Source organism: Xiashengella succiniciproducens, from assembly GCF_023674465.1.
In the GTDB taxonomy this organism is placed as follows: domain Bacteria; phylum Bacteroidota; class Bacteroidia; order Bacteroidales; family Marinilabiliaceae; genus Geofilum; species Geofilum succiniciproducens.
The window spans coordinates 962528-988806 of sequence record NZ_CP098400.1 but is presented as its reverse complement, the minus strand read 5'-3'; the positions used below and the strand labels follow the sequence as shown (position 1 = coordinate 988806).

Sequence of the window (26279 nt, the reverse complement as noted above, 5' to 3'; positions counted from 1 at the left end):
TTTATTTATAGTTAGTTGCCCCTCTTAAGTTGCTATGAGTGGGTATATGGGATGCTCTTTGATTATCCGGCTCCTCAACAAAAACGTCCCGTTTATTCTTAAGGATGTTTTTAAGTCGTCCATAGGAGTGTATGCCGACATCAAGAGCCAATTTACAAGCGTTGTTGAGTCTTTCGGTACCATAGATCCGATGCAATTGGATTACGCCCATGGCTCTCTTGTAAATAACTTCGGGATAAGATTGATTATCAAACAAACTGGATACAAAATCATGGACGTTAACTCCATGCTTTAGTGCCTTGTTCTTAAAAAATTCAGGGCTCCACTCAAGATAGGCTTTGTGTGTGCTACTCAAGTGGCTTTTATCGGTGTTGTACTCGCCTGGAGAAGGGTTTCTTTGGTGGGAAGCAATACGCTGTTGATTGTAAAAGACCTCAACACTCGAGCCGGTATAGTGGATTTGAGTGCTTTTACCGATATAACGATAGGGAACGCTGTAGTAATTGTTGTCCGGAGAGAAATAAACATATCCAGTTTTTTGGACCTTAGCCCGGCGATATCCTTTTATTTCATATCGCGTTGGAGGAAGCGGCTTAAGGTGCTGCCGCTCTAATGTTTGGAAGAGCTCACGTCTACTGCAGGAGCGTCGTTGCTACAACATGTTATTATAGCCTACAAGGTGTTTTTGGATCTCTTTATTGAGGTCATCCAGAGAAAAGAAGGTCATGTTGCGTATGGGGGAATAAATTCGCCGGTAGGATAAGTTTACGGCATTTTCCACCAATGCTTTATCCTGCGGGGCATATCCACGAGCCGGATTTACTACGCTGTTGTAATGACTCGCAAAATCTAAAAATGAGCGATTGATACGAGGCTCGTATTTACTGGCTTTAGTAACTGCTGACTTTAGATTATATGATACAATGGCCTGGGGTACGCCCCCAAAGTATGACAAGGCATTGGCAGTGCACTTTATTAAGGATTCCATGGTTTGGTCGGGACAGGCCTCAACGTAAGTGTACTGACTGCAGGGCAAAATAGCCACAAACACCTCTACTGCCTGGATTTCCCCGGTATGCTTATCAACTATTTTAAGCTTCTTGCCGGCGAAGTCAATGTAGAGTTCATGACCGGGCTTATGGGGAAGTTTCATCGAGCCCTTCTCTTTAGAGTACTTCCTTCGGTAGTGCTCGACAAATTGAGTGTAACTGTATGGCTCTTTAGCTGACGACTTATATTCAGAGTAATGATGTAGTAGCGTAAATCCAGGATGATTTGGTTCTGCATGCATATTGGTGAAGAACTGCATCAGTTCATCAAAGCGAGGATTCTTTATGGTGGTGTGGCCCGGGAACAACTGGGCAAGTTCATAATCCGATAGCTTTAGGAGTTCTTCTATGCCATGCTTACTAGCCTTAAACTGACTTACATAACTGTTAATAGTGTTGCGATGAATGCCAAGAGTATCAGATATACGACGATTACTTAAGCCATCCATGTGCAACCTTAAAATTTGCTTTAGTTCCATTAGATCAAGAATGTGTGCCATATCGCTTTTTTATGGCGATATAGAAAATTAAACTTGATCTCTCAAACTGGCACAAATCAAACCGTAATCGTGAGCCTTAAGCGGCTCTCCAAAATGGCACAATTCGAACCGAAATAATTGGCACAGTTCGAACCGAAACAGAAAGGGGCATTACTGTTGCGATTTTTTCAAAATCTGGCCTTGGTTCGTGGCACATTTTGGCCGAAATGAGTGGCACATTTTGAACCGTTTTACCCAGAATGATTCTATTTCGATGAAAATCATCAACCCAAAGGCTGCTGGTATTGATATTGGGAGTCGGTCACATTGGGTTGCCATTGGTCAGGAAGATAAAGATGTTCGAGAATTTGGAGTTTTTAATGAAGATCTTTATGATTTAGCCCAATGGTTAACTGAAAACCAAATCCGGACAATTGCCATGGAGAGTACAGGCACATACTGGCAAAACCTTTATGCAGTGCTCATGGCCCAGGGATTTGAAGTAATCCTCTGCAATGGAAAATTTACTAAAAACATCAAAGGAAAAAAGACCGACATCAAAGATTGTCAATGGATTCAAAGACTTCATTCCTTGGGTTTATTGAGCAGCAGTTTTTTACCAGATGTTCAAACCGAGCAACTTCGTACCTATTGTAGACACAGGGCGAATTTACTTCACATGGTAGCATCAACCTCAAAGAAAATGCAAAAGTACCTTCGGCTTCTAAATTTAAGATTAGATGTTGTTGTAAAAGATATTTGCGGACTTACTGGTCTAAAAATCATCCGAAGCATTTGCCAAGGTGAAACAAATCCCCGCAAACTGGCAGAGCTTCGACATTTCAACTGCAGACGTTCTGAAGATGAAATCGCCCGAGCTCTTCAATCCAATGGACGACAAGATTACCTGTTTGCCCTTAAACAAGAGCTTGAGACATACGACCATCTACAATTAAAGATCTCCCAATGCGACATCGAAATTGAACAGCTCCTGAATCAAATCATAGAAAATGATGACAATAAGAAGCAGCACTGTATAGATCCTAAATCATATAAGCGCATCAACAAAAACACGCCTAAAAATATCGATTTAAACCTGAAGGCATATCAACTCCTTGAAGGAATCGATCTGCTTGCTATAGAAGGAATGAGTTATGGCACTGTTTTAGCTCTTATCAGTGAAGTTGGACTGGAAGGTATTAAACGATTCCCTTCAGCCAAACATTTTGCCAGCTGGCTTAGATTGGCTCCAAACAACAAGATTAGCGGCGGAAAGGTGCTCTCAAGCAAAGTGCCAAAAGGCAGCAATCGATTGAAAATAGCATTGAGAAATGCAGCAAATGCCATTGGTAATCTGAAGGACTCTACCCCATTGAGGGATTTCTTTCATCGGGTTAACTTCAGAAAAGGCAGAACTTCTGCCATCAGTGCTACTGCCCGGAAACTAGCAGTCATTATTTGGAATATGGTGGTCAATAACACCCAATACATCAACCCTGAAGGGTATCTCTTTCTTGACCAAAAAAGAAAGCTCGGATTAACCAAAAGAATCAAAAAACAAATAGATAAATTTGGACTAAACCCTGAAGATCTTGGATTTTCAATTACCTGATTTTCAATGACAAAATTTTACGTTAGTCAGAATAAAAAAAATAAAAAATTGCTACATAAAGGCTAGCAACCTAACCCCAAAGTGGAATATGCTGAAAATTCACTATATAAAATTGAGTAGGCAAAATTTAAAATATTATTAAAGTGAAAATTTTAAAACTAACCTTGCTAGTTATGGCAACTTCATTTCTTGTAAGTTGTCAAAAAGAGGACAATTTGGATATTGTTCAAATTGACGATTTCGAAAGTATTGATGTTCTAAATGACAATACAATTTTGGGAAAACAGCTTGAGAACCCTTACTCTGTCGAGAATATGAGAAAAGCTCTTGCTGAATTGAAATCAAGCAATGCTTTGAAATCTTCTTTTATAGATGATGATTTTGAAATCGAAACTACGCATTTATATGTTCGATTTCTTCCAAAAAATGAAGAAGAACTTAATTTGTTAAAACAAGACACTTTATTGCATTTTTATGATTATCCTTTAGATTATGAGATTGTTTCCCCTGGGATTTGTTATCATGACCCAACCTTACCTGACACGGTGATAACTTGGCAATATACAGTAGTCGCACCTGATTACAATTTTCCAACAATAACGCACGAAATTCTATCTGAACTTTTTTTAATTGAGGAAAAGGACGAGGATAGTAATCTAAAAAGTGCAACTGTGAATATTCCGTTTTGGGATATGCTTGAAGATAAAGCACTAGAAATAACAGGAAATCTTGATGAAACGAATATTTCGGGGGGTGTGCTTAAAGCAAGCAAATGGAGACCAGCAGGTAGAATCACAGCTAATGGGAGAGCAATCGTTGGTTGCAAGGTAAAAGCCAGAAGATGGTTTACAACTCATAGGGGCTATACAAACACCGAAGGGCGGTTTTCATGTGATGGGCAATTTAGGCGTGATGCTAACTATAGTGTTAAATGGGAGAGAAATTATTGGAGTATTCGAAGTGGGACATGGGGGCAAGCATATTATAATGGCCCTAAACAAAGGGGGGATTGGAATCTTGATATTACTGGGGGAGCATCTTTACGTTATGCTTTTATTCATCAAGCTGCCTATGATTATTTTTATCGAAATCCATTTAACACTCAGATACCATTTGAAAAAAAGTGGTTTCGCTCGGAATTAAAAATTGGATATTATGATAAGCTTGGCGAAGATAAAGCTGCTGACTTTGCTAAATGGAGAAATTGGTTCACGTTTCCACATATTAGGATTTACAAAGGTCAAAACAGTGACGCATCTACCACAGCTATTTATGCCACGACGATTCATGAGTTAGCACATTGTGCCCATTGGCAAAAAATTGTTAACGCAAAAGGCTCAAATCGAATTAGTGATTTTATAAATGCTGAGACGAAGCTTAAAGAAAGTTGGGCAAGAGGGGTGCAAAGAGAATTTACTACTAGGTTTATTTCATCAACGTATAGGCCATCTTATCATGGAGACTATACTGCAATAGTACATTCTTTATTACCTTTAGGGTATTCTCTGCGACAATTAGAAGATGCTCTTATTAGTGCTAGTACAATGGACGAATGGAAAAACAATATAAAAAGCAAATATGAAAACTCTAATAAAAGTCAATTGGATAATATTTTTGATAGGTTTTAACCTGATTTTAAATAGTTGTAAAAAAGAAGTTGATTCAGAATTTTCAGCAGAGTTTGTTTATTCAAATAATTCAAGTGGAAATATTGATTTTGTTTTAATGGGCGATATATTAATTGAGGACAAAATCATCAATAACACAATAAAGAATTTTGAAATTTCACCTAATGCAAGTATTTCTTTTAATTTAAATTTGCCAACTAATAGCAAAATTAAAGAAATGCCAACAGGGATATTGAAACAAAACAATCTGCTCGGAGACTCAGTTCTGATTACTTTTGATTCAGAGAAAGTATTAAAATATTATAGAGAACCAGTGTCTTTTGATGAAGATGATGAAATCTATATAGAAAAGAGCTATACATTTGAAAAAACAGGTGATTATTCAGTCAAATATACTTTCATTTTAAGATGATTTGTTTTCTCTGAATAAGAATTACAGAACACAACACCATGTATAAAACATTGGGGGGGGGTAAAGAGGTGTAGCCTTCCCTGAAAATCGGACAGTTTAAAATTAGACAAATTATTAATTTTAAGCAGTCAAAACAGAGTTATGAAAAAAACAAGACTCACAGAAAGCCAAATTGTAAAAATTATAAAGGAGTATGAAAGTGGTATTGATGCTCAAACGATATGTCGCGAGCATGGCATTGCCAAGGCTACATTTTATAATTGGCGCAAGAAGTATTCTGGTATGGAAGCCTCTCAGTTAAAACGTTTAAAAGAACTGGAGGAAGAAAACCGTAAACTCAAGCAGATGTATGCAGATCAGAGTTTAGATAACTTGATGCTAAAGGATTTGCTTGGAAAAAAGTTTTAAAGCCCTGCGAGAAAAAAGAGCGAGCCGAATACTTGCATTCCACATACTTGATCGGCATCGGCAGGGCGTGCCGATTGATTGGATTGCATCGCTCCATGTGGTATTATGAAAGCAAACGAAACGATGTTGAAGTCATCAACAAGTTGGAAGAACTGTCAGAGAAACTTCCAACGCGTGGCTTTGATGAATATTATGGTCGAATACGCCAAGAAGGCTATAGATGGAACCGCAAGCGAGTATTGAGAGTCTATCGCTTGCTACTGAGTATTTCGGTGTTATTTGTGCCAGGCATTTCGGTAAAAATGTGCCAGTCTGAGAGATGGTGCAATAGTACAAAAAAAATGCTATTCGCTTGCTAAAATCCCCTTTCTTAATGAGGGTCCATTTAGGTCGATTCGATGAGAGGCGTTTACCAGTCGGTCGAGTATTGCATCTGCAATCGTTCCTTCTCCAATAATGTCGTACCAAACCGAGACTGGTATCTGTGAAGCCACAATAGTTGTTTTCTTACTGTGTCTGTCTTCTATTATATCCATAAGCGACTCACGGTCCTGCTTGTCAAAAGCTTGTAGCCCAAAATCATCTAGTATAAGGACATCCGTTTTGGCTAATTTATTAATGTCATTCATATATGTTCCATCCATCCTTGATAATTTAAGGCGCTTAAATAATCTGGACGTAATTGAGTAAAGAACCTTGTATTCCATCATGCAGGCTTGATGGCCAATAGCCTGAGCAAGGAAGCTCTTTCCAACCCCTGTTAACCCGGTTATTATAACGTTCTCGTTTCTCTTGATAAAATCAAGTGTGGCCAGCCGTTGGAACATGTTTTTATCAAGCGTTCTGGTGGCACTGTAATCGATGTCTGCGAGTGTGGCTTTTTGTCTGAACCCGGCATGTTTAATAAGTCTGTTGATTTTCTTATTCTGACGCTCTTCCCATTCATGATCGGTAAGTAAGGCCAGGTATTCATCCGCAGTCAAAGTGCCTAACTGATTATTCTTGACGTGCTGTAAATGCAGGTCTGCCATAGCATTGATTCGCATATGGCGAAGTTTTTCTACTGTTTGATTGTTGTTCATGTTTATTGGTTTATTTATAGTTAGTTGCCCCTCTTAAGTTGCTATGAGTGGGTATATGGGATGCTCTTTGATTATCCGGCTCCTCAACAAAAACGTCCCGTTTATTCTTAAGGATGTTTTTAAGTCGTCCATAGGAGTGTATGCCGACATCAAGAGCCAATTTACAAGCGTTGTTGAGTCTTTCGGTACCATAGATCCGATGCAATTGGATTACGCCCATGGCTCTCTTGTAAATAACTTCGGGATAAGATTGATTATCAAACAAACTGGATACAAAATCATGGACGTTAACTCCATGCTTTAGTGCCTTGTTCTTAAAAAATTCAGGGCTCCACTCAAGATAGGCTTTGTGTGTGCTACTCAAGTGGCTTTTATCGGTGTTGTACTCGCCTGGAGAAGGGTTTCTTTGGTGGGAAGCAATACGCTGTTGATTGTAAAAGACCTCAACACTCGAGCCGGTATAGTGGATTTGAGTGCTTTTACCGATATAACGATAGGGAACGCTGTAGTAATTGTTGTCCGGAGAGAAATAAACATATCCAGTTTTTTGGACCTTAGCCCGGCGATATCCTTTTATTTCATATCGCGTTGGAGGAAGCGGCTTAAGGTGCTGCCGCTCTAATGTTTGGAAGAGCTCACGTCTACTGCAGGAGCGTCGTTGCTACAACATGTTATTATAGCCTACAAGGTGTTTTTGGATCTCTTTATTGAGGTCATCCAGAGAAAAGAAGGTCATGTTGCGTATGGGGGAATAAATTCGCCGGTAGGATAAGTTTACGGCATTTTCCACCAATGCTTTATCCTGCGGGGCATATCCACGAGCCGGATTTACTACGCTGTTGTAATGACTCGCAAAATCTAAAAATGAGCGATTGATACGAGGCTCGTATTTACTGGCTTTAGTAACTGCTGACTTTAGATTATATGATACAATGGCCTGGGGTACGCCCCCAAAGTATGACAAGGCATTGGCAGTGCACTTTATTAAGGATTCCATGGTTTGGTCGGGACAGGCCTCAACGTAAGTGTACTGACTGCAGGGCAAAATAGCCACAAACACCTCTACTGCCTGGATTTCCCCGGTATGCTTATCAACTATTTTAAGCTTCTTGCCGGCGAAGTCAATGTAGAGTTCATGACCGGGCTTATGGGGAAGTTTCATCGAGCCCTTCTCTTTAGAGTACTTCCTTCGGTAGTGCTCGACAAATTGAGTGTAACTGTATGGCTCTTTAGCTGACGACTTATATTCAGAGTAATGATGTAGTAGCGTAAATCCAGGATGATTTGGTTCTGCATGCATATTGGTGAAGAACTGCATCAGTTCATCAAAGCGAGGATTCTTTATGGTGGTGTGGCCCGGGAACAACTGGGCAAGTTCATAATCCGATAGCTTTAGGAGTTCTTCTATGCCATGCTTACTAGCCTTAAACTGACTTACATAACTGTTAATAGTGTTGCGATGAATGCCAAGAGTATCAGATATACGACGATTACTTAAGCCATCCATGTGCAACCTTAAAATTTGCTTTAGTTCCATTAGATCAAGAATGTGTGCCATATCGCTTTTTTATGGCGATATAGAAAATTAAACTTGATCTCTCAAACTGGCACAAATCAAACCGTAATCGTGAGCCTTAAGCGGCTCTCCAAAATGGCACAATTCGAACCGAAATGAGTGGCACATTTTGAACCGTTTTACCCACTAACTATCAGGGAATTATTCACAAGGTAAACCTGGTTTACTATAAGAATACGGTTGATAGAGAGGATAATTTTCAGGAAATCATATATCAGCTTTGGAAATCATACCCGAGTCTAAAAAAACGTGATAGCATCGGATCATGGATTTATGCCGTGTCTATCAATACGTCAATCGCAAGGCTCAAAAAGGTTTCGCGTATTGAATACAGAACAACAATTCCTGAAATGCCAGACAAAGACCATTTCATCGATGAGATAAGCACTAATGAATCGCTGAAATTGTTGCTCGAAGCCATTTATAATCTCGATGCACTCGACAGGTCAATTATGTTGCTCTACCTGGAAGAGAAGCAATATGACGAAATCGCTGAGATAATAGGCATCTCCAAATCAAATGTCGGCGTGAGAATTAACAGAGCTAAGCAATCATTGAAACAACACTTTAAAAAGAACAGTTATGGAAGATTATGAACTTCAAAAAATATGGAGATTTGTTGATACTAACTTAAAGCATAAATCCGAACAAGAATTGAACTTGCTTCTGACCTCAAAAACAAGGCATACTATCAATAAGTTTCTGGTTCTATTAGGCATTTCACTGCTTACGTGTATCGGTCTTCTGGTCTTTTTGGCAGTCGCTACCTATAGTAGAAAAGGTGATTTAATTTACTTGATCAATAACGCAGTTATTGGGCTGATTACAATAGTATCACTTGTATCTGGCTTGAGGTACTGGGATCTGTTGCACAACAACAAATACAATCAACCATTAAGTGAATGGCTAGGGAATAGGATAAACCTAATATCAAATAAGCTAACAGGTAAAAATAGCTATATCTGGTATCTATTAGTTCCATTGATGAATATTACAATTGGATTGTCTATACATGTGTTGTACGCGCAGAAAACCATGATTGAAGTATTGAACACCGAAGAATCAGTATACGGCTTAATCTTTGGTACTACTATTGGTAGCCTCGTCTCCTTTTATGGAATAAACAAGCTGCGAAGATATCAGCTAAAAAACCTGATGTTTTTAAAAGACCTGCACAGACGCCTGACGTCTGTGCAGTGATAAGTAAATAAACATTTTAAACCATAGTACAACTTAAACTCAATGATAGTCATTACAGGAAAACGATAACGTCAAATAGTTCCCTCTAAGTGATTTTTGTAACCCGCCGTGGCCTGGGGAAATTCATGCCTTCCCCTGTTTTCCTTATTAACAATAAAGCCACAGCCTTTCACCCGTTTAGCTGTTCCACTGTCTGCTTTACTGCCTGCTCATTAGTGGTAGGTTGGAAGCTGAAATAGGTATTGAATTTTGTACTATCAAAGAAATAGTCCCTGTCGTACTGATAATTCATTTCAGCCAATTCCTTCATAATGGGGATAAATAGGCCTGCAGCCCTTATTTGCCAGTTGGGTATAACTGAGAATCTGGGTTCACATCCCAATACCTTTGCAAATAGTTCAATCCACTGCCTGCCGGTCAGGGTTTGTGTATCTGTCGGCAAATTCCATATCTGGTTATAGGCACTTTCGGTATTCCCCAGTATTGCTGTTCCCTTGGCAAGATCGGGAACATATCCGTAGCTATGAAGCTTATCGACGCTGCAAAACCATTGGGCAGGCTTGCCCTGACGTAATCTGTCGCAGACAGTCTGCATAATTATGCTTGACTCAGATGATATGCCACCAAAGAAGTCGGGAGCACGAGCTATAATAGCTTTTAGTTTTCCACCGTCAATACTCTTAAGTATAAGTTGGTCGACTTTCTCTCTGATTACACCTTTTTGGCTGGTAGGACTAAAGGGAGAAAGCTCCGTAATGTGCTTTACGTTATCCCCGCCTATGGCATAGACATTATCAAAAAATACTAGTTTGGCATTATGCCTGATACAACTCTCCACGACATTAGTCATGAAAGGCAGCCAGTTTTCCTTCCAAACTGAAGTTTTGTATGGAAAACCTATCGTAACATAAACTATATCAGCTCCCTCAACAGCTTTCTCAACGTTGGCTTTGAGGCTTAGGTCAAGCGGTGCAAGTTGGTCTGTCTGATTTACCTTCTGAGGGTTTCTGCTGACCAAAGTAATATCGGTAGAGTATTCTGCCAACTCCTTTGCCAATGCCCGTCCAACGGACCCATTTGCACCTAAAATGACTTGTTTCATATGTTACTTATCTATTCAGATTCCATTTCGGTGTTGCAGACACCCTTTGTCCATCCTCAGAGCTAAACTCTTCAAGTGAATTTTCTTTTGACTGAATGCACATATATACCATTTCCTCGTCTGAGGAATTGCATAAACCTCTGACTCCTGCCGGAGCAACTCTGATTACACTACCTTCCTTAATTGGAAAGCAATCGTCATCGACCTGAAAATAACCAGATCCTTTTATTACTATGTATGTTTCCTCGTCTTTGTTGTGGATATGAAAATACTTTCCCCTTAATCTCAGTTCCAAATTTTGGATGAATTAGTCCATGTCCGCTGATTTCATGCCAACTACCAACATTCACTGCTGTATAGTTCTTATTCTCTGAGATCACTTCTACCCTCTTCATCTTCTCACAATTTTACTTATTCGACGATAATTGCAACTTTTCAACTCAGTCTCAAATTTACTCTAATTTTATGAGGCATAGTATCAGGAAACAAACTTTCCATATCTGTCAAACTTTCTAAAGCGCAATATGTATTAACGTTCACCTGAAAAATTGGGAAATACAGCCTATAGTCGTCATTTTTTTTCAGAAGTAGCAACCTGACCTTTCAACTCTACTCTACATCTCTTATCTGATGCAGACACATCCTTGATTCTGGGGGATTTATCAGAGGAAGCAGTATACCCCCATACTACAGATCTGGCACGACCTCGTCATCCTTTGCCACAATACAAGAGAGGTCAAGGAAGGTGTCGAAGTAACTATCCGTGCAATTATTGCAATAATCTTTAATATCTGCAATTTATTGTTAACATATTTTCAATGTTGTTATTCTGTTTTGCAACAGCCTTTTAGCCTGTACACTTAAAGTAATGTGACTAGTAAAAAAAGAGAGCCGACCTCGCGGTCGGCTCTCACTATTTACTAACTCCGATTATATTCTAGTAATACTTGACGATATCCCATACAAAAGCTCTGATACCGATTTCTTTGTTTCTCAGGTCGAGCTTGTGTACTGTCTTGAGTAATTCGTCAACCTTGTCGTCCTCCACCACAGTGATAATGGCTGAGTTCAACTCTGGCCAGGTGTGGTTACCACGCCTCGGTTCACCGGTATCACTACCACGGCCCTGAACCTGCTCAAAGAATGTAAAACCCTTGATGTTCAGGTAGTCGAGTATGTATTCCACACGCTCGGTGTTGGACTGATTGAATACTATAAAAACTGACTTCATATTGATATGTGTATTTCTCCGGTTAATCAATTATCTCTTGTAGTCATCTCCAACCTGGAAGTTAACGAATACATATTCCTTCCTTACCTTCTGGGCCTTGTCGCGTTCTCCATGTCTTGAGAAGATACCGTATAATACTGGTACTACTATAAGGGTTACTACAGTTGATACTGTAAGACCACCGATGATTACGACACCCATAGGACGCCACATTTCAGAACCAGCACCAACGCTCAATGCCATTGGCAACATACCCAAAATTGTGGTACATGCTGTCATCAATACCGGACGAAGACGGGATGCTCCTGAAAGGGCAATTGCTTCGTTCAGTTCATAGCCACGGTCACGCATCAGGTTGGTAAAGTCCACAAGTACAATACCGTTCTTAACGACGATACCCACAAGCATAATTGCACCTAGTGCACCAATCATATCGAGCGATATTCCTGTTATAAACAGGGCTAAGATTACACCCGAAATCGCAAAAGGTACTGACATCATAATGATAAATGGCTTGGAGAATGACTCAAACTGTGATGCCATCACAATGTAAACCAATATTACAATCAGAAGGAAAAGCAAGATAAGATCAGAGAATGTCTCTTCCAGATCTTCATACTCACCACCAAGGCGAACCGTAATTCCTTGAGGAACCTCTACGGTAGCCATTACTGCTTCAATCTCCTTGGCTAGCTCACCAAGTGATACCTCAAATGGAGTAACCTGAACAGATACTATACGTTGACGGCTTTGACGCTCGATTGTCGGAGGTGCATAGTACTCTGATACCGAACCAAGCTCACGAAGCTTAGTTGTCCCACCTGCAGGAAGAGGTATGGAAAGGTTCTCTATTGCTGTGATAGAGTTTCTGTCCTTTTCCTTCAAACGAACTACTATATCGTATTCGTCTCCGTCTTCTTTCAGGTAGCCTGATAGCATACCGGTAACACGATTGTAAACATAGGATGATACAGTGGCTGCATCAAGACCATGGCGGGCCAGTTTAACTTTATCAAGGTCAATCTTTAGCTCTGCACGATCCTCGTCACGGCTGATTGTAATGTCACGGGCTCCGGGTACTTTCTCCCTGATCAGGCGACTAACCTGATCAGCCAATATATTGGTCTGATCAAAATCGTGACCGTAGATTTCTACGTTAACTCCAGAAACACCACTACCCATGCCACTCTGTATTATTGCCTGATAGTCAATAATCTCAGGGTATGTAGCCATTTCCTGACGAAGAACTTCGGCAATTTGGAATACACTTCTTTCACGTTCCCTCTTGTCAACACAAACAATAGTCATTGAGATCTTGTTGTTGGATGATGAGCTGAACAGAGCAGATATACTGGCCTCATCATTTGAACCTGCAGTAGTAGCAATCTGTGTAATCTCTGGTGCAAGTTCGAAGAACCTGGCCTCCAGCCTACGTGCTGTCTTAAGTGTCTCATCAACACGTGTACCGCGATGCAACTCTACGGTCACTGACAAACGGTTCATATCAGTCTGCTGCATAAAGTCAGTACCAAGCCATCCTACGATAACAGGTATCAAACTTACTACAAAGAAAATCACTGCTATCAGCAAGGTTGCAGTCTTATGCTGCAATACCTTCCTCAATATCTGAGCATACCACAGGTCAACCTTATTAAGGAATCCAACAATATTTCTCTGATACCAGGTATCCTTTTCTTCTTCAAAGGTTACTTCACCATTATCCAATACTTTAAGTTTGCGACCTTTCAGAAGGCGGCTACTCATCATAGGTGTCAATGAAACTGCAACAGCAAGTGATGTTGCGATTACCACAGTTACGATCCAACCCAGCTCTTTAAACATGATACCTGCAACACCACCAAGTGTGGTAAGTGGGAAGAATACTGCGATAATTACAAGAGTTGAAGCAAGGACTGATACCCAAACCTCATTGGTAGCATAGATAGCTGCCTCACGAGGACTGGATCCACGCTCGATATACTTCATTATATTTTCCAGTACCACGATGGCATCGTCCACAACCATACCGATTGCTATCGTCAGTGACGACAGCGAGATGATGTTTAGCGAACTGTCGGCTATGGCCAGGTAAATAAAGGATACTACCAGAGCAATAGGTATTGTTACTGCAATGATGATGGTAGCCCTCCAACGCCCAAGGAAGACCAGAATTACCAATACTACGAATATCAATGCAAGGTAGATAGTTTCGGCAAGGCTGGCGATTGAATCCTGAATAGTGTCAGCAGAGTCATAAATTATTGAGATCTGAACATCAGAAGGCAGAATCTTTACAATATCCTCCATCTCCTTCTTTATCTCCTTACTGATCTCTACTGTATTTGCTCCTGACTGCTTGGAAATCATAATACGTACACCGTCGCGACCATTGATCTTTTCATCAAGTGTAAGGTCCTTGATAGTATCACGAACAGAAGCAATATCACGAACAAACACCTGACGACCTTCGGGTGTTGTGGTTACTACTATACTCTCTAGTTCTTTACTTTCAATATATTCACTCCTTACCTGAAGCTGATATTGATCTTTGGGCATCTTTACAGTACCCGAAGACATATTCAGGTTGTTTCTGCTAATGGCACTACCTACCAATTCAAGCGGTATGCCATAGGCATCAAGTTTCTCCTGGTCAATATCAACATAGACGAAACGCTCGGGAGCACCAATTATTGAAATGTTACCAATACCGTCAACCCTGTTTAGCTGTGGCATTACAACGTCATTCAGAAGCTTGTCAAGTCCCGGATAACTTTGATCAGCGGTAACAGAGTACATCATGACAGGCATCATGCTGGTGCTGAACTTGAAAATGAAAGGGGTCTGTGCACCACTTGGAAGAGCATCCTTGACCATGTCAATATACGACCTTACATCGTTGATTACTTCATCCATGTTGGTACCCCATTCCAGCTCAAGAACTACCATTGACATATTGTCCTGAGATGAAGATGTAATCTCCTTAAGCCCGTCAACAGAATTAAGAGTGTTTTCAAGCAGTCTCGATACATTGGTCTCAACCTCACTGGCATTGGCACCAGGGTAAGATGTCATTACCGAAATGTAAGGGGGCTCTATTTCCGGATACTGATCCACCGGCAACAGCACGAGTGAATAAAGTCCCAGAATAATTACGGCTACAAAGATCAAAGCTGTTGTAACCGGTTTATTTATAGATGTTTTAAATATACTCATCTTATACTACGTTCACTTCGATTACTCAACAATGTTCAACTTTACTCCATCAACCAGACGTGCCTGTCCTGTAACAACAATCTCGTCACCCGGAGCTATTTCGCTGGATTGAATTTCTACCATGTCATCAATGCGCTTACCCAGAGTAACATTGGTTCTCTTGGCATTGCCATCCCTGTTGATGAAAACATAACGTTCGTTTGAACCTATAAGCTTAAGTACAGCCTGATATGGAACCATGATGGCATTGACAGCCTCAAGATTCATAGAAGTCTTGACATACATACCAGGTTTAAGCTTACCATCTGCATTGGGGATTCTAACCTTTACATTGAATGTGTGAGTATTGGGATCGATTGTAGGATATACAATCTCAACCACTCCTTCAAACTCCTGATCTCTGTATATATCTGAAGTGATAGCAAGCTTCATCCCTGTTTTGATGTAAGGAACATAGCTTTCAGGTATAGCGATAAGAGCCTTCAGAATGTGAGTCTGTGTGATCTCAAGAATCGGAGGATTACCGGCATAAAGTTCACCCGGTTCGAAGTTCCTAGCTGAAACAACACCCCTGATAGGTGATTTTACAAAAGTGTTAGCAGTAAGGAATTCAAGGTTTTCTTTGGTCTGATCGTATGCAAGTTTGGTTTGGTCATAAACCTGCTTTGAAACAGCTCCTGTCTCATTTAATACCGATACACGGTCGAACTCGACGCTGGCATTTGAAAATGCCAGCTTTACACTGTTAAGCTGGGTTTGATCCATACGAACCAGCAAAGTACCGGGACTTACCTGAGTACCAACTTCTACATATATATGCTCGATGATTCCTGTCAATGAAGGTGAAATACTAACATTTTCATACCCTTCAAGTGTTGTGGACACGCTGAAATCCCTTTCAATAGTGACTTCCTCGAGTTTTAACACCTTTACATTCTCAACACGTTGTTCGTCAGCTGAGGCATCCTTAGTTTCCCCGCCGCAAGAGGCCATGGCAACAATAAGACCTGCCGATAAGATGTATTTGTACAAGCTGTTCATAGTCCTGTTTGTTAATATATTTTTCATTTGCTATTATTTTCTATTGTTGAGCAGATTTTCAAGTTCTATTTGAGCTGTTACAAGATTCAGCAACGCCTGTACATAGGTGCTTTGAGCTGTAACAAGTTCGGTACCCGAAGAGGTCAGATCAAGGCTTGAAGCCATGCCTTGTTCATACTTCTTTGTAACGTTATCGAAAACACGTTGAACCACAACAAGGTTTTCCTTCTGTGTTTCATAGTTCTCAAAGTTAGAGGTCAGATTATAGGCCAACTGCTTGTGTTGAATAATCAGAGCCTCGCGTGTAGCGTCGAATGTGTTCCTTTGCTTCTCAAGGTTAAGGCGTGCTTCATCCACTGCCTTCATTCTGCTCCAGCTTGAGAAGATAGGAATTGACAGACTTACTCCCAATGCATTAGGGGGGGTCATATCAAAAGAGAACTCGTCTGAAAAGATTTTCTTCTTTGTAAATGAATAATAGGTAGTCAGTGAAGGAGCAAAGGCCCATTTCTTGAGGGCAACCTGCTTTTCCGACAACTTAGTACTAACCTCAAGCAATTGATAATTGTAGTTATTGCCAAGCATAAACTCAGTGTCCAGCAATGCTACTGCATCATCCACGCTGAGAAGTTCTTCAACTCCCTGGACCAACTCAATTTCTGTGTTTACATCAGTCCCAAGTGCCAGTCGAATTGAGTTATATACCATCTCAAGTGATCTCCTGGCGCTGTTTACACCGTTCTTCATTGAAGCAACCTGAACAGCAATCCTGTCAGCATCTGTTTGTTCTGAAATACCAACAACAACAGCACTCTCGGTATAGGTCTTCATCTTCTCAAGGTTCTGAAGATTCTTTTCCAAAAGTGAAACTGTTTCCTCTGTTACTAGTGCTGAAAAGTAAAGGAGTTTAACTTGATTGAGAACTGTCTGCTCTGTTTGCTTTTTTGTAATATCGGCCATTTCAGCGGCTATATTCTGCATCTGAACGGCAACTACCTGAGCTCCGCTGAACGCTATGGCAGCCGTACCGGTAAATGTACCGGAGTTTGCCATAAGAATGGACTGACCACCGAAATCAATTCGGTAACCAAACAAACTATTGTAGTCCAGGCTAGCACTTACCTGTGGAAGCATGGTTGCAATAGTCTGCCAACGAGCGGCTTGTGCAATCCTGATGTCTAGAGAAGCATTCTGAACTTCACGGTTGTGAGCTAAAGCAAGTTCCTGAGCCTGACTCAGTGTCAGCTGCAGCTTCTCTTGTGCTGTAACCGTCCCAAATCCAAACACTACTAATGATAATAATACCAGAATTTTGTTTCGCATCTTTGCTAATTTGATTTTCTACACTATATAATACCAAAAACAGGGCACAAATATCTCAACATTTGCGACAATCATGAAAACTTTTCAAGGAAAACTGGTCAGTTTTCAATAAACGGCCCGTTTTTTTCAATGTAAGAAGTACGTTGAAGAAATTACTGCATATATTGAATAATCAGGCAAATAGACAAAACTTCAGAATTGATGGACTAATTTTGCCACCGAAATCTCAGAATTAAAGGTTAAATTGATATATGTTCTCACTAAAATCGATACTAAAAGTCCTAGCTGCCTATGCAATCTGGATCTTTCTGTTCCTGTTCTATTTTTCAATAGGAGCTCAATTCAACTATATCAGGGGTCTCTATCAGGCCCTGACTGCCACATCGCTGCAATTTACAGCCTATTATATCAATCTAAAAATACTTCTGCCTAAATATTACGACAGAGATTACAGGAAATACCGCTTTTATGCTTCCATTCTGATCCTGATTCTATCCTCGGCAGGTGCTCTCTTCGAATTACTCTACAATGAAATACTCCCGGAATATGTTGTATTCGAATCAGCCATATGGAAGTCCGCTATATTCTCATTTATATTTTCTGTGGTTGCCTTCTGGGCCAGTATCACCACCTACCTTATCGGAAGACAGGAAAAAATCAATCTTGAAATAGAGGCTCTCAAAAGGGAAAAGGCTGAAAGCGAACTCAAATTTCTCAAGACCCAGATCAATCCCCACTTCCTCTTTAATGCCCTCAACAATATCTATTCCATGGCATACACGGGTGATAGTTCAACACCCGAGAAGATAACCATGCTGTCGGATATGCTACGCTACGTCCTTTACGACTGCGAATCCGACTATATCTCACTATACAAGGAAATCGACTACATATCCAGCTTTCTTGAATTTCAGCAACTTAAGACTGAAGAGAGGCAGGATATCGAGTTCAACCTGGGTCCTTTCGAAGACAACTACCAGATAGCTCCTATGCTGCTTGTGGGCTTTGTCGAAAATGCTTTTAAACACAGCAAAATAGAAAAGGACCGCAATGGATTCGTGAAGATTTATCTGTGGCAAAACCCCACAAAGTTTTATTTTAGTGTGGAAAATAGTGTCCCTGAAGTATTGCTGCCTCTGGGCAGCAATACAGCCAGGTCTGGCGGAATAGGTATTGAGAATGCAAAGAGTAGGCTTGCTCTTATGTACCCAGACAGGCATCAGCTTGAGATTGCCAGTTCGGAAAACTACCACAAGGTGGTACTTGAACTGTATAAATAACTATGATTCAGAACAAATACAAATGCATAGTAATCGATGATGAGTTTCTCGCAAGGAAGCTCCTGGCCGACTATATTTCAAAGATTCCGCAGTTCACCCTTGTCAATACCTTCGACTCCCCCATGGCTGCAATTGATACTATTGCAAGCGGCGAGATAGATGTGATATTCACGGATATAGAAATGCCTGATATGTCGGGAATGGACTTTATCAGGAATATGTCATCTCCTTCAGACCCCGTTATTGTATTTGTTACTGCATACCCGCAATATGCAGTGCAGGGCTTTGAGGTCAATGCTACTGAATACCTGCTGAAGCCTGTTTCTTTCCCGCGTTTTGTAAAGGCTGTCAACAAAATCACAACCCTGCTTACACTTCGCAAAAGACTGGAATCCTTGCCAAATGAAGATCATGCACTGCCGGAACCGCAAAAGGAAAAGGATTTTATAATAGTACGATCAGACCGAAAGATAGTCAAACTGCACTACGACGATATTTACTATATTGAGGGAGCCCTTGAATATGTTACCTTTCACACGGCTGAAGGAAAGCTGATGGGATTGTTCTCATTGCGTAATCTGGAAAGCGAACTTCCTGCTGACAGATTTATGCGGATACATAAATCCTATATAGTAGCTCTGGACAAGATAAAAGAGATAGATGGCAATCAGGTAATGGTCGGTGACAATACTATTATAGTTAGCAAAGCCATGCGACCAGTGCTTCTCGAGTACTTTGCAGGGCGTAAGCACTTATAATTCCTACTAAAAAAATAATACGCATTTACACCCCTTTTTAATTAAAAGTCTAGGACTATTTTTGTTTTTAATAAAAACATAAAACTAGACTTATGAGTAACAATGCTACCAGAAAACCGGCCTGGGTTATTGGCGAAGACTGGGCTTCGGTTGTTGCAGGATTTCTAATCATCGCTCTTATTCTGTTGGCCAGCTACAATATTCAGACCCCATCCTTTGCAGGAAAGGCCGGTTGGGGGGATTTTAACACTTTGTTGGATGGTTTGTTTTCAAGCAAGCAAGCCAATGCCACATCAGCCACTTTTGGTCTATTCCTGGTAATCTCTGTTATCGGATTGATCCTGAGCGGCAAATCTCTCAAGAATTATTTCTGGGGCTTCCTGGCGATATTCGTACTTACACTGATTGCCCAGATAGTATCTTCTTTTACGGGCTTTAAGAACTTTGGGCTGGAAACAGTACTCTTCTCACTGGTAATCGGTTTGTTGATTAGTAATCTGTTTAACCTGCCTGAATGGTTGCGTTCAGCTTTGAATACCGAACTGTATGTTAAGATTGGTCTGGTTCTCCTGGGTGCTACCATTCTCTTTGGTGATATCCTTACTGCAGGTGGTTATGGAATATTGCAGGCTGTTGTAGTTGTTTTCGGTGTATGGTATTTTGCTTTCTGGATTGCTAAAAAACTTAAGGTTGACGACGAGTATGCAACAATGCTTGCAAGTGCCGTTTCAATTTGTGGTGTGTCAGCAGCAATTGCAACAGCCGGAGCTATCAACGGTGACAAAAAGAAACTCTCAATGGTAGTTTCTCTAGTACTTATCGTTGCCATCCCTATGATGATATTTATGCCAATTATTGCCAAGTGGATTGGACTGTCTGAAGCAGTTACCGGAGCATGGCTTGGTGGTACCATCGACACAACAGGTGCTGTGGTTGGTGCCGGTACTATCGCAGGTGAAGATGGTCTGAAATATGCTACCATCATTAAGTTCTCGCAAAACGTACTACTCGGTGTTGCAGCTTTTGCAATATCTATTTTCTGGGCTTATCGCAACAAGAGGGGTGAAAAACGCGAAAGAGTTTCTCTTTCAATCCTATGGGAACGTTTCCCAAAGTTCGTACTCGGCTTTATGCTTGTATCTCTATTTTATTCATTCATATTGAGTCCTGAATTAACCAAATCATCAGGTTCTCTACTAAAGTCATTCTGTAACTTCTGGTTTGCTCTTGCCTTTATTAGCATTGGTCTTGAAACCAGGTTTTCTGACTTCAAGGCGGCTGATAATAAAGGTCCGGTTTATGCCTTCCTGGCTGCACAAGGATTCAATATTATCCTGACCCTCGTAGTTGCTTATGTAATCTTTGGAATTATAGCTGCATAATCGAACTATCTATGATATTAAAAAGGAGCATCTGCCTATGCTCCTTTTTTTTTATCTTCAAAAGAAAAAACATGGGTATACTGGACTGGTTTAAAAGAAAGGAAGAGGCCGAACCTCTTGAATTCGGTATTGCCCTTAGCGGAGGCAGTGCAAGGGGTTTTGCCCATATCGGTGTGCTCAAGGCACTGGAAGAGGAAGGTATTGAACCTGAGATAATATCCGGGACCAGTATGGGCTCGCTTATCGGGGTGTTGTATGCTGCCGGACTTAAGCCTGATGAGATACGTGAAATCGTAATCAAGGAGCCCATACTCAAACTGGTACGCCCGGCCTGGGGCAAGCACGGGTTCTTCAAGGTTAGCGAACTCCGTAAGATTCTTGAAAAGTACATCCCTGCCGATGACTTCTCAGTTCTCAAAAAGCCTTTCTGCCTGGCCGTCTCCAACATCAACAAGGGACAAAAAGAGATAGTCAGCGAGGGCCCGCTTTTCGAGTTTGTCATGGCCTCGTGTGCAGTGCCCATAATCTTTGCACCACAGATCATCAACGGGACCACTTACATTGACGGTGGACTATACGACAACCTCCCGGCTGATGCCATCAGAGACCTATGCAAGACCTTGATAGGTGTACATGTCAACTACATCGGGGAAGAGGATTCTTTCAACGGTATACTGGATATTGCGGGCAGAGCCTTCAGTTTAAGTATAGGTGAAAATGTCAGGGCTGCAATGGCCATGTGTGACTACCTCATTGATCCACCGGAACTAAAGAATTTCTCTTTCTGGGACTACGACAAGGCAGCAGCTATTATTGACGTGGGATATAGCTACGCAAAGCAGAGGCTTGCGCAGGAAAAACCATCTCAGGCCCTTCAAAGACAGTAAAAGAGTCGATCCGTATTTGCTCCAGGCACTTTCTGCAGTCTCTCAGGTACTTTCTGCTATACTATTCCATTTCATGTCTGAAATATGATATCATTAATCTGAGCTGATCAGACTGATTGGCCAGTTCTTCAGCACCTGTGGCAAGCTCTTCTGCAGAAGCCGCATTCTCCTGTATAATGTTATTGAGCAAATGTATTGCATTATTGACCTGCTCAACACCCGCCTTTTGCTCTGAACTTGCTGCAGCTATTTCCTTTACAAGGTCTATTGTTTTAATAACATCAGGTATCAGCTCATGCAATATCTTATCGGTCTCAGCTGTTGCTGCAATAGTACTTCTTGAAATGCCGGCAATCTCCTCTGCCGATACTGCCTGCTCGTTGGCTCCTTTGGATATTTGAAGCGAACCGGCACTTACCTGCTGACTAGCTGCAGCAATCTCATCGGAGCCCATGCCGATACTCCTTACTACCTCACGCAACTTGCTTACCATCGCCTCAATAGCCTTTGTCAAGGTACCAATCTCATCCTCCTGATCCATATCTATGCAGGCATTCAGATTTCCTTCTGCAATCTCACGTGTATAACTGATTGTCCTTGCAATTCCATTATAAATGGACTTGGTGACGAAATAGTTAATCACAAGAACCAATATTATTGAAAGGAGTACGAAAACAATGATACTTGTATACCTCCCAGGGCTGAAATCCTGTCTGCCATCTCATTGTTGTTACAAAGCTGCTCCCTTCCTAGCTTCCATTGCTTTACATCTACAATGGTATTCTCCCCCGTAAAATAATCAATAGCCGTAACCTGCCTGCTATTTTCCAAATGTGATCTCCCCAAAACTATAAAGCAGTTCCAAAGTTAAATCAAGTCCGGTTCTCAAACGAACCTGCCTTTCCCTGATCTGCATTTCAATTACCTGATTAAGGCTGTGGGCTTCTTCTGAAAGTAACCTGTCTGAATACCTCTGTAGACTTCCTGTCTGAACTCTGTATAAATAAATCCCCCCGGCAATTAATAGTAGTACCATCGATCCACTGGTAAGCAATCCTATCCGAATTGCGATGCTCAAGTCTTTGAATCTTCTCTTCCTCATAAAATGGCATTATTTGTTTGATGAACTGTGAACAAAATGCCAGTTTTTACAAGAATGGAGCTGAAAAGTTATGAAAAAGGAAGAGATTTTTTGATAAATAATATTCTTTATGTATGATTATTTAATAATCACTCACTTTCTAATTAAAGGGATCTTAAGAATGTAATTTAACATAATAGACCCCTAAGTCCTATCTATACAATATGACTTAGGGGAATAGTGGATTGATAGAATGATCAAGTTGTCGAATTTACGACCTTTTTGGTCGAATCACAAATAATCAAACAGGTTTTTCGACTTTTCCTGCAAAGAGTATTGCGCCGGTACTCTTTTCAGATATTACAAATACAAAGGGGCGGTTGACCCTAAACTCCTGATAATCTGGCACACTGGTTACTGACAGCTCGATTCCGGTTACGGCTGCAGCTTCTGTACCCTTCTCATTAACCTCTATAAAGGTTTTGTGAATCACATTAGAAATCCTAAGCTTTTCATTAGCAATTCCAGGAAAATTAAAACCATCCAAAAAGGCCTGTTTTATTCCAAGCTCTTGCAACTGCCTATCTAGACTATACCCTGCCTCTATTTTAATTCTGGGCAGTTCAACGGCTACCTGTCTGGATGTTAGTTTGGTGTTGATATTGCTCCAGACCTTACTCATATTATTAACCAATGCATCAACTGACTTTCCTTTACCAGGCAGTATTACAGTCATGCTGAAGGTTTCGTCACCGTAGGGCAGGTTAACTGCAGAATAATCCTTTTCAAAAACTGAAAGGTAAGGTCCCATATCCTTCATCATCTTCACCCGCATTTCACCTGAAGATGCAAAAAATGGGGCATCCGTAGTCAGGTTCTCATTGAAGGGGTTAGTCCATTCTCCTTTAAAATACACAGCATTGATAAGGTACATAACGGCCTCCTCAGGAATACTATTAATAATGCTGCTTATCTTACCTTTGGTCGCGTCATTTACCCAGGCATTCATTACTTCCTTAGCAGCTTCCTCCTGTCTGAAATCCAGTTTATCTATCTCAGCATCATAGTAATGCTTAACAAGTTGCAGAAAGCTGTCATATACATCGAAGTCCTTGTGATACCACACTGAGTTGGGGATATCCAGCTGTACATTTGGATCCGCATACATAAGGAATTCACGGATATTACTGTAGGCCTCGTTCAACCCTTCAGCATCTTTGAACCCAAAGACCGAAAGCATCTCCTCAAGATTCTTGTCTGAGGCTCCATTGATAACCATTCCAAAGGCCTGAGCCACACTGAATGGTGAGATTACAACGTTGCTTCCAGGGTTACTGGTCCTATTGACCTCCTTAAACAAATCCCAGGAGAAGGGAAGGGTCTGTTCAACCACCTCAGAGGCTTTCATTTCAATTGTGGGCTTAATGTGTACAGGCTGTTCCAGATTCTTCTCACACGAAGATGCAGAAAGCACCAAAAACATAGATAATGCTGTTATAGTTCTCATGATATAAGATTTGTTTGGGTTTATAAAGGGAAGATGCCGCATTGCAGATAAGGTTGCCTGCAAAAGCATGAAAATTCAGGTACCCCATTGAAAGTCATAACGACAAAAACAAAAAAGGGCACCCTGCGTTCGGGGCACCCAATATTAAGCACACGTTGAATCCTTATTTATTCTTCGTCAATTCTGAAGTATGAGATCATAGCCTTCAGCTGTTCAGATTGTCCTGCAAGTTCTTCAGAACTTGTGGCAAGTTCCTCGGATGATGCAGCATTACTTTGGATCACATTATTGAGCTCATTGACTGCATTATTGACCTGCTCTACTCCGGCAGCCTGCTCGCCGCTGGATGCTGCGATTTCTTTTACAAGTTCGCTAGTCTTGAGTATCTCTGGTACCATTTCCTTAATCAGCTTATCGGTTTCTTCTGTTACTTCAAGACTAGTTCTTGACAGAAGTGCGATTTCATCGGCAGCAGTCTTGGAACGCTCGGCAAGCTTGCGAACCTCTGCAGCTACTACTGCAAAGCCTCTTCCGTGAACGCCAGCACGAGCAGCTTCTACTGAAGCATTAAGTGCAAGTATATTGGTCTGGAATGCTATCTCGTTAATAATTGATATTCTGTCAATGATGTCCCTGATAGACTCAGAACTCCTGCGACCTGCCTCAGACATCTTGTACATACTATCCCGCGCTGATTCAGACATCCTTTCGGTAAGTCTTGCATTTAGGTCACCGGAAGCAACTCGCGTTGTGAAATCAACAGCCATACTTATATCTTTGGCCAACGACCTTGTAAGAAGGATATTGATTAGTACTATTGCCATAATTGCAAAAATAGTACTCAACAAGATAGCGTTGCGGAGGTGATTAATACCATCAAGGACATCATCCTCTGGAACTGATACCACGACATAGGAATCTGTCTTAGGTATATAGCCGTAATAGTGAATCTTCATCACGCCATCCCACGGATGATTAATTTTACCCATAGCTTCCTTACTGTCAAGGACCTTCCTGAAGGCTGTGACTTCGCCTATGTTTTGACCTTCCATTGTAGGGTGTATAATCATCTCTCCTGTTGCGTCAACCAGAAATGGGTAACCACTCTCATAATATACTTTGTGGCCGAACATTTCCTTAATTCCTGCAATATCTTTCTCATACACACCCACAAAAACGGCTCCGACTACCTCGCCATTAAATACTATAGGTCTAAAAGCTGTAAGGTACCATCTTTCACCAATTTGGAGCCTCTTATACACTTCCTCTCCCCTGGCAATTGCCTGAGCATGTTCTTCTTCAATCGGAATATAACTATTTTGTAGACTTCCTCCCTGCTCATTTGTAAGAGTTGTTACAAGCCTTAGAAAACCCTTGTCAATCCTCTGGAATAAAGTAACATCGACCCGACCAAGCTCCTTCATTTTCTCGACAAGCTCTACATCTCCATAAATGGGCGTGTCCCCTAGTCTCAATAAGTCAATGGTTACCTTCTCCTTTTCTCCTGTGACCTGATTGGTTGCTTCCACCTGAATCTTCTCACCTCTCCTGTGGTTAAGCTGTCCCTGATAACCTCTAAACATCTCCCATGCAACATTTAGACCTGTCTCCACCCTAATCTCACGCTCATCAATTTGCATATTAATGATCTCCTTGAGATTGGTGACCTCATCAGTCATAAAGTCTTCTACATCCTTCATTATGTTCCTGTACTGCATCGTATACATTATGACACCACTTACGATCATAATCACAGTCATGGAAGCACTGGTCAAAAGTGCAATTCTAACCCCGATCTTAAGATCCCTAAATCTGAACTTCATATATTAAAGTTTGAACTATGTTTGAAATAGCCACTTTAACCAGAAAAAAGGCCGTCAAGTTGTATAAAAACAATTAAAATAACAGTAAAAACACTATCCTATAAACCCACTGTGATTTGCATTCCTCAAGGGAAAAATGCATTTTTACATCAGTCTATACATTATTGATCCATAATGACGTTCGTCATATTATTTGATAGGTTCG

General features: G+C 40.9%; 25 protein-coding genes and 2 pseudogenes. 10 read left to right on the top strand and 17 right to left on the bottom strand.

All coding sequences use genetic code 11. From position 1 onward, the window contains the following. Position 1: 1 nt before the first annotated feature. From M9189_RS04210 to istA (M9189_RS04205), 3 genes and pseudogenes are all read right to left on the bottom strand, one after another. Positions 2 to 355, bottom strand: coding sequence for a hypothetical protein (locus M9189_RS04210; RefSeq protein ID WP_250722184.1), 354 nt, complete (start codon positions 353 to 355; stop codon positions 2 to 4). 30 nt (positions 356 to 385) lie between these two features. Beyond that, a pseudogene (locus tag M9189_RS12925) lies at positions 386 to 577 on the bottom strand (Mu transposase domain-containing protein); the annotation flags it as partial. A gap of 75 nt (positions 578 to 652) precedes the next feature. After that, a complete protein-coding gene (gene istA / locus M9189_RS04205; protein ID WP_250722186.1) occupies positions 653 to 1549 on the bottom strand; it encodes an IS21 family transposase in 897 nt (298 codons plus the stop codon). A 187-nt stretch (positions 1550 to 1736) separates the two neighbouring features. Between istA (M9189_RS04205) and M9189_RS04200 the strand changes: the two genes are divergently transcribed. The 4 genes from M9189_RS04200 (at position 1737) to tnpA (ending at position 5588) form a co-directional block, all read left to right on the top strand. Continuing rightward, the gene (locus M9189_RS04200; RefSeq protein WP_250724852.1) at positions 1737 to 3140 is read left to right on the top strand and encodes an IS110 family RNA-guided transposase; all 1404 of its coding nucleotides are present in this window, start codon (positions 1737 to 1739) and stop codon (positions 3138 to 3140) included. A 143-nt stretch (positions 3141 to 3283) separates the two neighbouring features. After that, positions 3284 to 4768 (top strand): hypothetical protein, encoded by a 1485-nt coding sequence (locus M9189_RS04195; RefSeq protein ID WP_250724851.1) that lies wholly within the window; start codon positions 3284 to 3286, stop codon positions 4766 to 4768. Beyond that, positions 4719 to 5180, top strand: coding sequence for a hypothetical protein (locus M9189_RS04190; RefSeq protein ID WP_250724849.1), 462 nt, complete (start codon positions 4719 to 4721; stop codon positions 5178 to 5180). Before M9189_RS04195 ends, M9189_RS04190 begins: the two co-directional genes overlap by 50 nt. Before the next feature lie 141 nt (positions 5181 to 5321). Continuing rightward, positions 5322 to 5588 carry an IS66 family insertion sequence element accessory protein TnpA gene (gene tnpA / locus M9189_RS04185; protein WP_250724848.1) on the top strand — a complete coding sequence of 89 codons (267 nt, stop codon included), beginning with the start codon at positions 5322 to 5324 and terminating at the stop codon, positions 5586 to 5588. Positions 5589 to 5932: 344 nt separating this feature from the next. Here tnpA and istB read toward each other — a convergent pair whose 3' ends face one another. The 4 genes and pseudogenes from istB to istA (M9189_RS04170) all read right to left on the bottom strand — a co-directional run bounded on the left by istB (position 5933) and on the right by istA (M9189_RS04170) (position 8228). Further along, positions 5933 to 6670, bottom strand: coding sequence for an IS21-like element helper ATPase IstB (istB, locus tag M9189_RS04180; protein ID WP_250722182.1), 738 nt, complete (start codon positions 6668 to 6670; stop codon positions 5933 to 5935). A gap of 10 nt (positions 6671 to 6680) precedes the next feature. Next, on the bottom strand, positions 6681 to 7034 hold the full coding sequence (locus M9189_RS04175) for a hypothetical protein (RefSeq protein ID WP_250722184.1): 354 nt from the start codon (positions 7032 to 7034) through the stop codon (positions 6681 to 6683). Between the two features lie 30 nt (positions 7035 to 7064). Beyond that, positions 7065 to 7256 (bottom strand): annotated as a pseudogene (locus tag M9189_RS12920) (Mu transposase domain-containing protein); the annotation flags it as partial. 75 nt (positions 7257 to 7331) lie between these two features. Then, positions 7332 to 8228, bottom strand: a complete 897-nt coding sequence (gene istA / locus M9189_RS04170; protein WP_250722186.1) for an IS21 family transposase — start codon at positions 8226 to 8228, stop codon at positions 7332 to 7334. 158 nt (positions 8229 to 8386) lie between these two features. Here istA (M9189_RS04170) and M9189_RS04165 point away from each other — a divergent pair, with 158 nt between their 5' ends. Both M9189_RS04165 and M9189_RS04160 read left to right on the top strand, forming a co-directional pair. After that, positions 8387 to 8842, top strand: coding sequence for an RNA polymerase sigma factor (locus M9189_RS04165; RefSeq protein WP_336417731.1), 456 nt, complete (start codon positions 8387 to 8389; stop codon positions 8840 to 8842). Continuing rightward, on the top strand, positions 8829 to 9446 hold the full coding sequence (locus tag M9189_RS04160) for a hypothetical protein (protein ID WP_250724846.1): 618 nt from the start codon (positions 8829 to 8831) through the stop codon (positions 9444 to 9446). Before M9189_RS04165 ends, M9189_RS04160 begins: the two co-directional genes overlap by 14 nt. 169 nt (positions 9447 to 9615) lie before the next feature. Here the strand turns inward: M9189_RS04160 and M9189_RS04155 are convergent, their stop codons facing one another. From M9189_RS04155 to M9189_RS04130, 6 genes are all read right to left on the bottom strand, one after another. After that, the gene (locus M9189_RS04155; RefSeq protein ID WP_250724844.1) at positions 9616 to 10548 is read right to left on the bottom strand and encodes an NAD-dependent epimerase/dehydratase family protein; all 933 of its coding nucleotides are present in this window, start codon (positions 10546 to 10548) and stop codon (positions 9616 to 9618) included. 7 nt (positions 10549 to 10555) lie between these two features. Continuing rightward, positions 10556 to 10843, bottom strand: coding sequence for a cupin domain-containing protein (locus tag M9189_RS04150; protein ID WP_250724843.1), 288 nt, complete (start codon positions 10841 to 10843; stop codon positions 10556 to 10558). Between the two features lie 642 nt (positions 10844 to 11485). Continuing rightward, positions 11486 to 11779 (bottom strand): PG0541 family transporter-associated protein, encoded by a 294-nt coding sequence (locus tag M9189_RS04145; RefSeq protein ID WP_250724841.1) that lies wholly within the window; start codon positions 11777 to 11779, stop codon positions 11486 to 11488. 30 nt (positions 11780 to 11809) lie between these two features. Then, positions 11810 to 14992: an efflux RND transporter permease subunit gene (locus M9189_RS04140; RefSeq protein WP_250724839.1), complete on the bottom strand. Its 3183-nt coding sequence runs from the start codon at positions 14990 to 14992 to the stop codon at positions 11810 to 11812. 21 nt (positions 14993 to 15013) lie between these two features. Beyond that, a complete protein-coding gene (locus M9189_RS04135; RefSeq protein WP_250724837.1) occupies positions 15014 to 16060 on the bottom strand; it encodes an efflux RND transporter periplasmic adaptor subunit in 1047 nt (348 codons plus the stop codon). 6 nt (positions 16061 to 16066) lie between these two features. Then, entirely contained in the window at positions 16067 to 17356 is a 1290-nt protein-coding gene (locus tag M9189_RS04130; RefSeq protein WP_250724836.1) for a TolC family protein, read from the bottom strand. A 251-nt stretch (positions 17357 to 17607) separates the two neighbouring features. On the opposite strand from M9189_RS04130, the gene M9189_RS04125 reads away from it, so the two are divergent. The 4 genes from M9189_RS04125 (at position 17608) to M9189_RS04110 (ending at position 21663) form a co-directional block, all read left to right on the top strand. Further along, positions 17608 to 18636 (top strand): sensor histidine kinase, encoded by a 1029-nt coding sequence (locus M9189_RS04125; RefSeq protein ID WP_250724834.1) that lies wholly within the window; start codon positions 17608 to 17610, stop codon positions 18634 to 18636. Positions 18637 to 18638: 2 nt separating this feature from the next. After that, a complete protein-coding gene (locus M9189_RS04120; protein WP_250724832.1) occupies positions 18639 to 19394 on the top strand; it encodes a LytR/AlgR family response regulator transcription factor in 756 nt (251 codons plus the stop codon). 92 nt (positions 19395 to 19486) lie between these two features. After that, positions 19487 to 20776 carry a YeiH family protein gene (locus M9189_RS04115; protein WP_250724830.1) on the top strand — a complete coding sequence of 430 codons (1290 nt, stop codon included), beginning with the start codon at positions 19487 to 19489 and terminating at the stop codon, positions 20774 to 20776. A gap of 71 nt (positions 20777 to 20847) precedes the next feature. Then, complete coding sequence (locus M9189_RS04110) at positions 20848 to 21663, top strand: patatin-like phospholipase family protein (RefSeq protein ID WP_250724828.1); 816 nt, start codon at positions 20848 to 20850, stop codon at positions 21661 to 21663. A 61-nt stretch (positions 21664 to 21724) separates the two neighbouring features. Here the strand turns inward: M9189_RS04110 and M9189_RS04105 are convergent, their stop codons facing one another. From M9189_RS04105 to M9189_RS04090, 4 genes are all read right to left on the bottom strand, one after another. Further along, positions 21725 to 22306 (bottom strand): HAMP domain-containing protein, encoded by a 582-nt coding sequence (locus M9189_RS04105; RefSeq protein WP_250724826.1) that lies wholly within the window; start codon positions 22304 to 22306, stop codon positions 21725 to 21727. Between the two features lie 177 nt (positions 22307 to 22483). Beyond that, positions 22484 to 22765 (bottom strand): hypothetical protein, encoded by a 282-nt coding sequence (locus tag M9189_RS04100; protein ID WP_250724824.1) that lies wholly within the window; start codon positions 22763 to 22765, stop codon positions 22484 to 22486. Between the two features lie 280 nt (positions 22766 to 23045). Next, the gene (locus tag M9189_RS04095; RefSeq protein ID WP_250724823.1) at positions 23046 to 24251 is read right to left on the bottom strand and encodes a serpin family protein; all 1206 of its coding nucleotides are present in this window, start codon (positions 24249 to 24251) and stop codon (positions 23046 to 23048) included. 167 nt (positions 24252 to 24418) lie between these two features. Next, on the bottom strand, positions 24419 to 26074 hold the full coding sequence (locus M9189_RS04090) for a methyl-accepting chemotaxis protein (protein ID WP_250724821.1): 1656 nt from the start codon (positions 26072 to 26074) through the stop codon (positions 24419 to 24421). Positions 26075 to 26279: the final 205 nt, after the last annotated feature.

Excerpts from the sequence above, each read along its gene's own strand:
- istA (WP_250722186.1), bottom strand. The coding sequence starts at position 1,549 with ATGGCACACATTCTTGATCTAATGGAACTAAAGCAAATTTTAAGGTTG.
- M9189_RS04190 (WP_250724849.1), top strand. The coding sequence starts at position 4,719 with ATGAAAACTCTAATAAAAGTCAATTGGATAATATTTTTGATAGGTTTT.
- tnpA (WP_250724848.1), top strand. The coding sequence starts at position 5,322 with ATGAAAAAAACAAGACTCACAGAAAGCCAAATTGTAAAAATTATAAAG.
- istB (WP_250722182.1), bottom strand. The coding sequence starts at position 6,670 with ATGAACAACAATCAAACAGTAGAAAAACTTCGCCATATGCGAATCAAT.
- istA (WP_250722186.1), bottom strand. The coding sequence starts at position 8,228 with ATGGCACACATTCTTGATCTAATGGAACTAAAGCAAATTTTAAGGTTG.
- M9189_RS04160 (WP_250724846.1), top strand. The coding sequence starts at position 8,829 with ATGGAAGATTATGAACTTCAAAAAATATGGAGATTTGTTGATACTAAC.
- M9189_RS04155 (WP_250724844.1), bottom strand. The coding sequence starts at position 10,548 with ATGAAACAAGTCATTTTAGGTGCAAATGGGTCCGTTGGACGGGCATTG.
- M9189_RS04145 (WP_250724841.1), bottom strand. The coding sequence starts at position 11,779 with ATGAAGTCAGTTTTTATAGTATTCAATCAGTCCAACACCGAGCGTGTG.
- M9189_RS04140 (WP_250724839.1), bottom strand. The coding sequence starts at position 14,992 with ATGAGTATATTTAAAACATCTATAAATAAACCGGTTACAACAGCTTTG.
- M9189_RS04135 (WP_250724837.1), bottom strand. The coding sequence starts at position 16,060 with ATGAAAAATATATTAACAAACAGGACTATGAACAGCTTGTACAAATAC.
- M9189_RS04130 (WP_250724836.1), bottom strand. The coding sequence starts at position 17,356 with ATGCGAAACAAAATTCTGGTATTATTATCATTAGTAGTGTTTGGATTT.
- M9189_RS04125 (WP_250724834.1), top strand. The coding sequence starts at position 17,608 with ATGTTCTCACTAAAATCGATACTAAAAGTCCTAGCTGCCTATGCAATC.
- M9189_RS04120 (WP_250724832.1), top strand. The coding sequence starts at position 18,639 with ATGATTCAGAACAAATACAAATGCATAGTAATCGATGATGAGTTTCTC.
- M9189_RS04115 (WP_250724830.1), top strand. The coding sequence starts at position 19,487 with ATGAGTAACAATGCTACCAGAAAACCGGCCTGGGTTATTGGCGAAGAC.
- M9189_RS04110 (WP_250724828.1), top strand. The coding sequence starts at position 20,848 with ATGGGTATACTGGACTGGTTTAAAAGAAAGGAAGAGGCCGAACCTCTT.
- M9189_RS04100 (WP_250724824.1), bottom strand. The coding sequence starts at position 22,765 with ATGAGGAAGAGAAGATTCAAAGACTTGAGCATCGCAATTCGGATAGGA.
- M9189_RS04095 (WP_250724823.1), bottom strand. The coding sequence starts at position 24,251 with ATGAGAACTATAACAGCATTATCTATGTTTTTGGTGCTTTCTGCATCT.
- M9189_RS04090 (WP_250724821.1), bottom strand. The coding sequence starts at position 26,074 with ATGAAGTTCAGATTTAGGGATCTTAAGATCGGGGTTAGAATTGCACTT.